The 11,536-nt window shown below is 40.9% G+C and carries 7 protein-coding genes; 3 read left to right on the top strand and 4 right to left on the bottom strand.

What is annotated here, in order from left to right; all coding sequences use genetic code 11:
* The first annotated feature begins 106 nt into the window (after window positions 1-106).
* Window positions 107-1,324 (top strand): DUF4129 domain-containing transglutaminase family protein, encoded by a 1,218-nt coding sequence (locus IQ230_RS04125; protein WP_228054561.1) that lies wholly within the window; start codon window positions 107-109, stop codon window positions 1,322-1,324.
* A gap of 64 nt (window positions 1,325-1,388) precedes the next feature.
* Here the strand turns inward: IQ230_RS04125 and IQ230_RS27260 are convergent, their stop codons facing one another.
* The 3 genes from IQ230_RS27260 to IQ230_RS04110 all read right to left on the bottom strand — a co-directional run bounded on the left by IQ230_RS27260 (window position 1,389) and on the right by IQ230_RS04110 (window position 6,567).
* Window positions 1,389-2,513 carry a calcium-binding protein gene (locus tag IQ230_RS27260; RefSeq protein WP_193930806.1) on the bottom strand — a complete coding sequence of 375 codons (1,125 nt, stop codon included), beginning with the start codon at window positions 2,511-2,513 and terminating at the stop codon, window positions 1,389-1,391.
* An 815-nt stretch (window positions 2,514-3,328) separates the two neighbouring features.
* Window positions 3,329-4,852, bottom strand: a complete 1,524-nt coding sequence (locus IQ230_RS04115) for a tyrosinase family protein (RefSeq protein WP_193930805.1) — start codon at window positions 4,850-4,852, stop codon at window positions 3,329-3,331.
* A gap of 851 nt (window positions 4,853-5,703) precedes the next feature.
* Window positions 5,704-6,567 (bottom strand): tRNA (5-methylaminomethyl-2-thiouridine)(34)-methyltransferase MnmD, encoded by an 864-nt coding sequence (locus IQ230_RS04110; protein WP_193930804.1) that lies wholly within the window; start codon window positions 6,565-6,567, stop codon window positions 5,704-5,706.
* A gap of 190 nt (window positions 6,568-6,757) precedes the next feature.
* Between IQ230_RS04110 and IQ230_RS04105 the strand changes: the two genes are divergently transcribed.
* Window positions 6,758-7,600, top strand: a complete 843-nt coding sequence (locus IQ230_RS04105) for a sulfurtransferase (protein WP_193930803.1) — start codon at window positions 6,758-6,760, stop codon at window positions 7,598-7,600.
* 77 nt (window positions 7,601-7,677) lie between these two features.
* Here IQ230_RS04105 and IQ230_RS04100 read toward each other — a convergent pair whose 3' ends face one another.
* Window positions 7,678-9,033 carry a hypothetical protein gene (locus IQ230_RS04100; RefSeq protein ID WP_193930802.1) on the bottom strand — a complete coding sequence of 452 codons (1,356 nt, stop codon included), beginning with the start codon at window positions 9,031-9,033 and terminating at the stop codon, window positions 7,678-7,680.
* A gap of 568 nt (window positions 9,034-9,601) precedes the next feature.
* On the opposite strand from IQ230_RS04100, the gene IQ230_RS04095 reads away from it, so the two are divergent.
* A complete protein-coding gene (locus IQ230_RS04095; protein ID WP_193930801.1) occupies window positions 9,602-11,443 on the top strand; it encodes a FecR family protein in 1,842 nt (613 codons plus the stop codon).
* Window positions 11,444-11,536: the final 93 nt, after the last annotated feature.

The raw sequence follows: 11,536 nt of genomic DNA, 5'->3' as shown, positions 1-11,536 counted from the left end.
CTGGTGTCGGAGACTGAGCAAAGATTATGAGGTTTTACCTGCCACTTCTGAGGCGATGATTCAAGTTGCGATGATTCGTCTTATGTTGAGACGATTGGTATAGTCTTTGACTTTTCAGACATCCTCTAAGCAAATATTCTTTCCCGCACCCGAAATCACTGTCGATCCTGAAGGCGGTTTGCGATCTCCTGTGGGACTATCAAAAGATCTCACATACACTGTGATTTCACAAGTTCCTTACCGCGATCGCACTTTATTAGGACAAGCTTCAATCAATTACCCCCAAAATATCCGTAATTATTATTTACAAATTCCACCAGAAATTGCCACGCGGGTACAGCAGCAGACACAAGAAATCTTAGCGAACTACAATCAACAACGAGTAGGACAATCAGAAAAAGCGCTCACATCTCCTTACGAACAAGCTTTATATCTCGCCCAATATCTCAAGCAAAATTATACTTTTCCAGAAAACCCTTTAGCTCTTCCTTATCTTACAGAAAACGAAGATTTAGTCGAGGCTTTTCTGTTTAAACATAAAGGTGGTTATCCCGATCACTTTTCTACTGTCTTAACAATTATGCTGCGTTCGATTGGCATTCCGGCGCGGCTAACAGTAGGCTTCAGTCCTGGAGAATTTAATCCTTTTACAGGTTTATACATCGTGCGTAATACGGATGCGTATGCATTAACCGAAGTATATTTTCCTGAATACGGCTGGTTTGCTTTCGATCCAATTCCTGGACATCCATTAATTCCGCCTTCAGTTGAAGAGTCGCAAACGTTTAGTATTTTACAAAAATTTTGGCAATGGATTGCGGGTTGGTTGCCAAGCCCAGTTGCGGGTTTTCTCAATACACTATTTACAGTTGTATTTAATTGGATAACAGCAGCGATCGCTTGGTTTATTGCTTTATTTTCTCAAGGCTGGTGGGGTGTCTTAACGAGTTTAATTATTATTACTGGAATCAGTTTTTTAAGTTGGCTTGGCTTACAACAATGGCGTGGGTGGTGCAGAAAAAGAGTGTTAGCCAAGTTACACCCAATGGAACGCTTGTATCAACAAATGCTGTATTGGACAGCAACGCAAGGCTTTCATAAACATCCTGCCCAAACACCATTAGAATATGCTCGAATATCTCATCAGTATTATCCTTCACTAGTTGCTAAAGTCATTGAGGAAATTTGTCAAGCGTACATCAGTTGGCGGTATGGCGGGCAAGTACCCGATGTTGAAGAATTAAAAATTCAGTGGCAAACGTTGAAAAAAGAGCAACTATTAAGTCGCAAAAACAGGAAAAGAGGTTACAAATCAACGATGTAATCCCTCTGTCACGTCATTTCACTTTAAACCGATATAGATAGCTTCAAAAGCAGAAGAAAACCATCTAGCTCGTAACATAAATACTACTAGCAGTTAAATCTGGAGAGCCAACTAATACTGCTAATTGTATTTGCTTGTGTGTACCTACACTACCATCAACATCAAAATATAGCGCACCAGAAGATGCGTCATAAATAAAGCGATTGTCAGCGTCTTTAGCAGAAGTCCCAAATTGCAGTTGTCCAGTAGTTATTGATTCTCCTGCTACAAGTTCACTGCCAAAACCACTTGCAGAAACAATAATTATATGACCTTTATCTGCTGCGAAGTTCGTAATTGTATCAATTCCATCAGTTGGTCTACTGAAGATAAAGCCACTATCCCAATCTCCTCCGGTCAGAGTATCATTTCCCCGACCACCTTCCATTGCAGCAATTCCACTTAAAACATCATCACCATCACCGCCATAAAGACCACTATAATTTCCAGTTAAGGTATCATTACCCTTTCCGCCATCGATACTGCTTTCATCACCATCGAGTAAATCGTTGCCATCACCACCATCGATGTAAACCGAAGTACCACCTGTAACTGTGTCATTACCTTTGCCACCGTACATCTCAGCATCATGACGAGAATAGAGGTAGTCATTGCCGTCACCACCATCCATATAAATCGTATTGCCTGGAATTCCAAATTCTGCTGGTTCCCCTGTCAAGTAATCGTCGCCAGCTTCGCCGTAAAGTTTATCTTTACTAGCACCAATTAGCGAGTCGTTACCAACTCCTCCGTAAAGGGTATCACTGCGATCGTCATTACTACCGTCGAGTGTATCGTTTCCTGCATCCCCTCTAAGGATATTTCTGCCACGATTACCGATAATGAGGTTGTCTAGCTCATTACCTCTGCTATCTCTATTGCCACTTCCGGTTAAGACGAGTTTTTCCAGATTAGAGCCTAGCTTATAGCTAACAGAAGAACGCACTGTATCATAGCCACCATTAGCTTTTTCAATAATGACATCTGTACGGCTGTCCACAATATAAACATCGTTGCCTATGCCACCAATCAAAGTATCAATGCCAGCACCGCCATCGAGGGTATCATTGCCTTCGTAGCCATAAATTTTATCGCTTTTTGAAGTACCTTTTAAATTATTGTTGCCAGCAGTTCCACGAATGATTGCCATATTGTAATAAACCTCTGTTATACGCCTACAAGTTTTCTAAATCTTCAGCTTTACTAGGTTCTGTGTTAGCTATCTGTGACTAATCTTGTCTTTAGGCATATTTTTTGTCATTAAAAACTCAGTATTATGATTCAATAAAGATGAAAACAAACAGTAGATTTTTGCCTAAAACAGCAAAATATTCCCTGAAGTATCTTGTCATAGTCATTCAGAAATTTAATTTTAGAAACAGTGATAATTCTTGAGATTGCAGACTTTGCAGTCTTTGCAAGTTGTGTATTTTAAACTAATCTTTAAGTATCATAAACTTAAAAAATGAAGTTAATTCTCTTGATTAAAACACGTCTGTCTTAACATTCTTATTGAAGCAACTATGGTATTTTTAATCTTTTCTTCCGATTGTAGTATATTTGATTTGCTTGCAAGTAATTTGATTTCCTCCTATCCAATTGGTTATTTTTTTGCTATATTGTGAGCGAAAACTATTTGACAAGCTGTTGTCAGTCTCGCGATTATTTATGACTTTAAGCTAATAGCTAATAGTCAGATAACTGTTGCAACATTTAAGCAAACGAACTATATAAATGCGCAAGCAGCTTCCCACATGATATGACGCAGAGAATCCATTTGCGCAGTGTATCTAGAAGTACATAAAAATAAGATTTATAGAGCGTTCTTGCGTAAGTCTTAAATCAATTACTCCTCTCTCAATACTTGCAATTATTACAATTTGTTTCTACTTGTACATTGGTAGATACCCCCTATCCTGATACAGTGTTACTCGATCTATGTCTAAAGACGTGATTGTGCAATGATCAGTTTGCTGTTGTGATAGTCACTCGTTCAAAACGAACTACCCCTGGCAATTGTCTAGCGCGATCTGTCCTTTGCAATACATTAACCTCCCCAGCAGGTGGAACAAACGTAACTGAGATAGAATCTCCAGTTATGAGATTAAGCCGCTGTAACTCGCTTACCGCTTCACTAATATCAAGACTAAAGGTGGCTTTTTGGGGATGTGCAAATAGTGCCAATCTACCTACGTAGTAAGGACTGTTGCGGTCTGGAGGAACCCCTTGAGGCAGGTTGATATAAACCTCATAAGGAATTGAATTTCTAGGATTATATTCAACTTTCTCAACATTAAGTGTAAGAGAACTTACTGCTGAGGTTCTATTACTGAACGCTCTATATCCTTGTGACTCTGGAAATCGCAAAGTGAGAGTTACTGGAGCTTCTCTGAGTTCTACCAACATTTGCTGATTATTCATAGGTGTTGTAGCTAACAGTTGAGGAGTTGCAGCTGCTTGTGAAGAAGACTCAGCACCGCTCATTCCACTCACCAGCATTTGATTTCCTAGCGGGGCATCGTCATATCTATAGTTTAGTTGCTGTACTGTGTCGATGATGTCTCTGCCACGCATCGTCACTCGGTCGCCATTTTCGTTAAAAAAGGTAAAGCGATCGTCCATCCAGTCACGATCATTGAGAGGATTTGCCCTTCCACCTCCTAATGAAAGCCACCGCCCCCAAAGGCGGTCAATATTTGAATGATGGAGCCAAAAAATTGGATCGCGAGCAGCCATTTCTACCTGACGCATCCAGCCATTGCTACCACCTACCACTACATGAACTTGGTTGTGTGGTCGTCCCTCTAAAAGTCCTCCACCAGAACCGCGATGCATCGAGCTTGTTGCTCTACGACCGCCAAAGCTTTGCTGTCCAGAACTGGTATGGAAAAAGTTTGTGCGTTGAAAAGCCGCACTATAACTGACTTCAGCGGATGCTAATGCAGTTGTACCTTGATTTATACCAGGAGCGCGTTGTTCTACATAAAGAGAATTAGTGGAGCCGTCAGGTAGTAGTCGATTGCGAAACGGCTCTGGTAAAGGACGCTGATCGGGGAAATCTGAATAGTTCCAGTAAGGAAGTGCCAGAGTAGGATCGCCGGATGCTTGACGCAGAATTCGCTCAAAGTAGTACACATACATTCGATGCCAGGGAAAGAAGAAGAAACTCCCATGATTGCAAGTACCCCATGCTGTCAATCTTCGCGACTCGTTTCTGGGAATGCCATGCATATTTGCTTGGTAAATCCAGCTCGTCGGATCGTTACTAGACCGAGACTGCATCACCCGAACTCCTTCCCTTAAAGCTGCAATTTTTGCAGGCGATTGCATAAACGTGGCTATATTCTCCCGAACATAAACACTACTTGTTTGTGCGTTGGCTTTATTAACAAGACTGCTAATAAATGGTACACTTCCTACACCAGCTGCTCCAGCGGATAGAAAACTGAGCAGCCTTAAAACTTCACGTCGAGAAAAATTAGAAGGCATAAACTCCTCCAAAATGTTTTTTTAATTTGTATATAAAAACAGTTGCATTCACGCACACTTTATTAATTGAGTGCGTCAGCTTATAGTATTTCTTTGGAGAAATACTGAAACTTATTTACTTGATAGTTGGCAAAAATTCAATTAGGCAGCAGGAATTTTATCTCTATGCTCCAAACAGGAGAAAATGACACCAAGAGATGGTATTAAGAGGCTATCTTTTGCTATTTAGGCTTCGACAATAAGCTACAGGCAAACGTAATAAATGAATTATTTTGAGAGTATTTATTGTGTCATCTGAAATTTATTCAGAATAAGGATATTAATTCAATTAAGTATGAAATGTAGCAATAATAGGTAAGTTGCCTACCCCACACTTACCCTCTGCTCGATGGTTCTGGCACTGAAAACACTTATCATCTTTATAGTTTGCTGACAATAAAAGCTTATTAACATCCTCACCCTCCCTCTTAGGAAGAAACGTAATTATATGTAGGCAGAGAATACCAATATAAGCAATATCTTTGTAATGAACTTTTCTTCAGTTCATTTTTATAAGTGAGATGCTACCCATAAAAACGGTATTTGAAACTTTTTGATTTATAGTTTCAACCTGCTTGAACTTAAGATAAAGAAACTGTGAAAAATAAGATAGAGTTTTTGCCTATTTTTACTATAACTTTATGTCTTAAGTACTTCTAGCGAATCTTATTAAAGTTTTAATAAAGAAACATACAAATTTGCACAAATTGATTTGAAAGAGATGAGTACATCAGTGAGTTTTTTTAAAACTTCATAAAGTATTATGAATATGTATTATTTCAATATTAAACACAGTATTTTATAGTGAGTTTCTACTGATTTTTTCTATGTTGTTTCCACTGTGATGTTGACATCAACGAGCTAGCATTTTGCTCTTGCTGACGTCGCTGTAAGATAATACTTGCTGGATCACTGAGTTGTGGATCGCGGTAGGGAATTGCAGCACGAGTGAGGAGATGCTCTTGTTCTTCTGACGATAATGCAGGTAAATCAATAGCCCAAGCTGCTACTGTACCTGGCGATCGCCTACCAACTGGTGGTGTCGAACCAATTTTTAACCCAGCTTGAATTAATGCTGTTCGTACCGCAGCCGCACACGAATAAGTCGCTAACCGTCCATCAGGGGCTAGACACAAAGCAACCTGCTGAAGAAATTCTACTGTCCATAGTTGCGGGCAATGTGGTGGTGAGAAGGGATCGAGAAAAATTGCCTCAGCTTGAAGCTGGGCTTGATGCAATTCTTGAATTGTCTTTCTGGCATCACCGATAATCAGTTTAGCTTTAAGATTATTCGTTTGGATTTGATGTTCGGTTGCTAATTGAGTGAGGAGTTGCGTTACAGGCTGACACCAAGATTGCAGTAGTTTGTGAGCGATCGCCGCTTGTGGTACACCAAGATTAGACTCTAGTGCGATGACCTCAACCGAACAACTAGGATTAACTTGCCAAATGGTTGCCAAAGCAGCTGCAGTGTTGTAGCCCAAACCATAGCAAATGTCCAATAATCGTAGTCGAGGTTGCTGGGCTTTTTGTTGAAGTTGAGTCGGTTCGACAAACTTTTTTTCGGCTTCCTGACGCGCCCCGTATTGACTGTGAAACGCTTCATCAAATTCTTTAGAAAAAAATGTAAATGAGCCATCGGCTGTGGCTTGAGGAATAAACTCGGCGTCTGGCATGATGCTAGGCTGTTAGGCATAGAATAATATCTTTAATGATATTTTCTAGTAGCGCTAAGTAAGTGGGCGAAAATAAACGTAACTTAAGGGCTGTTATCGGTTAATAGTCAGTGGAACAACAATTAACCACCATAAAACGCGTGATAAATAACTACGCTCACCTAGTTAAAGTGCCTTCATTGCTCTCAATATGACTAATTTAAAATCAGTAGTTTCTGCCACATGGTTGTTTGAACACTTGGAAGATCCTCAAGTCGCGATCGCCGATTGTCGTTTTTCGCTTGCAGATCCTCAATTTGGTCGCCAACAATATCATAAAAGTCACATTCCAGGAGCTTTTTACCTAGATTTAAACCAAGATCTTTCTAGCCCCATAACGCAACACGGCGGACGTCATCCTTTACCCGATCCAGACAAGTTGGCGCACAAGTTATCGCAGATGGGTATCACTCCACAAACACTCGTTGTTGCCTATGATGACTCACGTTTTGCTTTTGCGGCGCGCTTGTGGTGGCAGCTAAGGTACTTAGGACACTCTCAAGTAGCAGTTTTGAATGGTGGATTTAGGGGCTGGCTAACAAGCAGTTATCCTGTTACTAATGCAATTCCTAAACCAAAACTAGGTAATTTTGTGCCACAAGTACACGCTGATAAGGTAGTAGATATGACAACAGTTAAAGCTCGCAAAGATCTTCCTGATGTCATTCTCGTCGATTCCCGCGAAAGCGATCGCTATTTGGGAGAACGCGAACCAATTGATCCGATTGCAGGTCATATTCCTGGTGCAGTAAATTATCCCTGGCAAGAAGTTTCTGACGCTCAAGGTTACTTGCGATCGCTTAGCGAACAACAGCAGCGTTGGGAAAAATTACAGGAACAGAAAGCTGAAGAAATTATCGTTTATTGCGGTTCTGGCGTTACTGCCTGTGTTAATTTACTTTCTTTAGAGTTGGCTGGTATTGACACTGGAAAGTTGTATGCAGGTAGCTGGAGCGATTGGTGTTCTTATCAACTTGCTGAGGAAACTGGGTAGTTGGGTAGTAATAATCAAATCTCTCCCACGCTCCCACACTCCTACTCTCCCACTAATCACTTGCTTCTTACCCTTAATCAAAAGCTACCTAACTCAACCGTATAAGTCACACTCAAAAATAAGTTATCAAAATCAACATTTGGATCAGAAGAACCACCAAGTGTTACTCCTGCTTGAAGATTAAATTGGCTTTCACGCGAGGCTGCATAAGTTAAGCGTCCGAGTATGCGGTGAAATTGATCTTCGCGATCGCGCTGTGTAAAGTCTGATAGGGCAAACTGGTAGTCAAGACCAACTAAGAAGTTGTTTTGTAAGTTGTAGCTTAAGGAAACAAGTAAAGAGTTGATGATTCGACTACGGGTTTCAGGATTAGCATCCGTCAGACGTAACTCGTATAGGCTATCTAATCGCAAATCGTTTGTTAAGCGATCGCGCCGTCGCAGCACAAAGCGGAGGGCATTTTCATTCAAAAAGCGATTTCCTGACTCTGAACGAAATAACTGCTGGTTAATCACACCGATTTCGCCAAACATTTGAGGTGAAAGTCTTTGACGAATTCCTGCTCTTGCGCGGAACTGATTGTAATTAGATGTAGATTGTTCAAGGTAGCGAATCAAACTGCCATCAATTGCAGCAATCAGATCAGTATTCTCTCCTAACTTCGGCGTCGTAATCAAAGTGACACCTGATGAGAGTAAACCACCTGGGATACGACCTGGATCTACTCCAGAGAATATGTTATTTGTCTGGAAGTAACCAATCTGAGCAAACAGGGAGCCTAACTGAGGTGATGGTGGTGGAGGTGCAGCGAATTCTGGTGGTGTTGGCTGTCGCTCTAATTCTCGGATTCGTAATCTACCTAGATCTGAATCTATCTGTGGCGATCGCCTTTTAATTTCGCGGATACGCAATCTTCCTAGTTCATCAGTATCTGATTGCGATCGCCCTTCTAATTCGCGCAGACGTAATTCACCTAATTCTCCATCAGCAGGTGTCGGTAGAGATTGTGCGCCTTGTGCTATTTGTAGGTGGTGAGATGTGGGAGAAACTAAGTTATATTTGCAACCCTGTTCATTTAACTTTTGCTGTAATGCATAGGAAGTAGACAGGGATAGTTCAATATTGGTTTTTTGGTGTTCATCAAGGAACTCTGTAGCTGACTCAGACGTCAAGCTATATCCAGAACTTAAGTTAAATAAATTTGACTGCTCGAATGCATTGTTTGCTGGAGTCCTCAAATTTTCTACTAAATGTAAGTTGTCTTTTTCAACAAGCTGCTTTTGAAAATCAATTGGTGTGATAAACTGTTGTGATTTTGTTGTATCTTGATTGTTGGCAATTCGGCACTCGGAAGAAGTTACAGCCTTTTCCGGATAGAGCAGTGAATCTATTGTAGAAATGCATGAGAAGTCCTCTTTGTTTTCTCGATGCATTGAGGATATTGCTGATACAGAAATGTCTTTTATCTCACAATTGCTTTGAGGAGTGGCAACAACTATAATAGAATGAATCGAAAACAGGATAGTGCTATTAGCAGTGAAGATAATCCACAAAAATAGCTTTCGCCATGAGGCTTGTAAGAGATTTTGCTCACACAAACTTTGAGGTGAGCCAGAGAGTTTCTTAAGCCAAGGCTTCGTAATAGTAGCTTTAAAAATAAGTTTTTTCACAGTATATAATTATACACAAAATCTGTTGAATACAAAATAGTTATAAAAAATTTACACATCAGATAGTTGTTCTTAGATCCAAAAAAAATTTATCCAAACGTAATATTATTTAGACCGCATCTTGCTTAGACAAAAAAAATGTTCCTTATTATTACTAGAAGAGTGAAGTTTAAGAACTAGCTGATTAAAATGAGTAGATGAAATTTATTCGGGGAAATTTGCTATTTTAATGGCTTCTGCAACGATGTAATTTGGCATGATGAAACTTGGAAATCAGAAACTTCGTCTGATTGCTTTGGCACTTGTTCACCCTTTTTAGGCACTAAAAGCCATGTCTCGCAAGTTCGTCCTTATCCTTACCTTTGTTTTTTGGAGCATGACGCTGCCAATAGCTAAGAAGGCTAGTGCTGAAACTACTTTGACACGAGCCGTCGTGCAAAACATACGTAACCTAGTGCGCCTGCTACCACAAAATCGCACACCACGCCCAGCGCGATTGTCAGATGCAATTCAACCTGGAGATGCATTGTCAACAGGTCGTTCTTCGTTGGCAGAATTACGTTTCAATGATGGCTCCTTAGCAAGGGTTGGAGAACAAGCAGTATTCCGCTTCATCGCAAAAACGCGTAGATTTAGATTATCAAACGGAACAGTACTATTGCTCATTCCTCCAGGAAGAGGAGTAACAGGTATTCAAACACCAAATGCAGCTGCAGCAATCAGAGGCTCGGCATTATTTGTACGCTACATACCCGATACTGATACAACAATTGTTGGAGCTTTAACAGATAGTAATATTGAAGTTTTTAATGAAAGCGCTTCTCAAAGCGAAGTCCTTGAAGCTGGGCAAATGGCAGTTGTCGTTGATGATAGAATTGAGCAACTGTATGAGTTTGATCTGAATACTTTTTATGAAACGAGCGATCTAGTACAGCAACTGAATTTAAATCGACCAAATACTAACCCATCAGCTGATCCTGCATTGTCTAGTGTTCAAGCAGAAACTGCGGCAGCTGCCGCTTCAAAGCAGCCAGTGAGAGGCGAAGGAGTAGTTGAAAATCCATCATTTGTTCAGTCTCCCAGCAATTCAGCTAGAGACACTCAACAAACTCAAGGCAACAATACTTCTACAACACCAACTCCATCAAATCAAGGCAACAATACTTCTACAACACCATCACCTGAAAGCACACCAAGCAGTACAACTAACACTACAAATGGAGGTAGCAATAATCAGCAGCCGCCTGATAACGAAGTGAGAGACGGCACAGATCCAGTAGACAATACAACACCGCCTAATTCTTCTGCTGATGATGCTGAACCAGTAACACCACCGCTAGAAAATGATACACCAACAACTGGTGGAACATCTAACAATACTCAATCTCCTACAACTCCACCAACAACTGGAGATAATACACCACCAACAACAGAGGAAACTCCTACTACACTACCAACTGAGCCTGTTGACAATACGCCAATAGAACAACCAGTTGATAACACACCACCTGAACCAGTTGATAACACGCCAACTGAGCCTGTTGACAATACCCCGATAGAACAACCAGTTGATAACACACCACCTGAACCAGTTGACAATACGCCAACTGAGCCTGTTGACAGCACCCCGATAGAACAACCAGTTGATAACATACCACCTGAACCTGTTGACAATACCCCGATAGAACAACCAGTTGATAACACACCACCTGAACCTGTTGATAACACGCCAACTGAGCCTATCGATAACACACCAACTGAGCCTGTTGACAACACACCAATAGAACAACCAGTTGATAACACGCCAACTGAGCCTATCGATAACACTCCGATAGAACAACCAGTTGACAATATCCCGATAGAACAACCAGTTGACAATACCTCAACTGAGCCTATCGATAACACTCCGATAGAACAACCAGTTGATAACACTCCGATAGAACAACCAGTTGATAACACACCAATAGAACAACCAGTTGATAACACGCCAACTGAGCCTATCGATAACACACCAACTGAGCCTGTTGACAACACGCCAACTGAGCCTATCGATAACACACCAACTGAGCCTGTTGACAACACGCCAACTGAGCCTATCGATAACACACCAATAGAACAACCAGTTGATAACACGCCATCTCCAATTGAAGAATCTATACCAATGGAGCTATAACAAGAGCTATAAAATTGCAATTAGCTGTTTTTTCACATTGCTGGCAAAGCTTCTTACCGCGGTAGCACAACAAATACCGCCACAAGTAGAACA

It is taken from the genome of Gloeocapsopsis crepidinum LEGE 06123 (assembly GCF_015207655.1).
Lineage (GTDB): Bacteria > Cyanobacteriota > Cyanobacteriia > Cyanobacteriales > Chroococcidiopsidaceae > Gloeocapsopsis > Gloeocapsopsis crepidinum.
Note: the sequence above shows the minus strand (reverse complement) of the source record. Positions and strands in the feature narration are given on the sequence as shown.

What these genes read in the sequence shown, in the direction of transcription:
- IQ230_RS04105 (WP_193930803.1), top strand. Translation starts at nt 6,758, where the DNA reads ATGACTAATTTAAAATCAGTAGTTTCTGCCACATGGTTGTTTGAACAC.
- IQ230_RS04115 (WP_193930805.1), bottom strand. Translation starts at nt 4,852, where the DNA reads ATGCCTTCTAATTTTTCTCGACGTGAAGTTTTAAGGCTGCTCAGTTTT.
- IQ230_RS04095 (WP_193930801.1), top strand. Translation starts at nt 9,602, where the DNA reads ATGTCTCGCAAGTTCGTCCTTATCCTTACCTTTGTTTTTTGGAGCATG.
- IQ230_RS27260 (WP_193930806.1), bottom strand. Translation starts at nt 2,513, where the DNA reads ATGGCAATCATTCGTGGAACTGCTGGCAACAATAATTTAAAAGGTACT.
- IQ230_RS04100 (WP_193930802.1), bottom strand. Translation starts at nt 9,033, where the DNA reads ATGCATCGAGAAAACAAAGAGGACTTCTCATGCATTTCTACAATAGAT.
- IQ230_RS04110 (WP_193930804.1), bottom strand. Translation starts at nt 6,567, where the DNA reads ATGCCAGACGCCGAGTTTATTCCTCAAGCCACAGCCGATGGCTCATTT.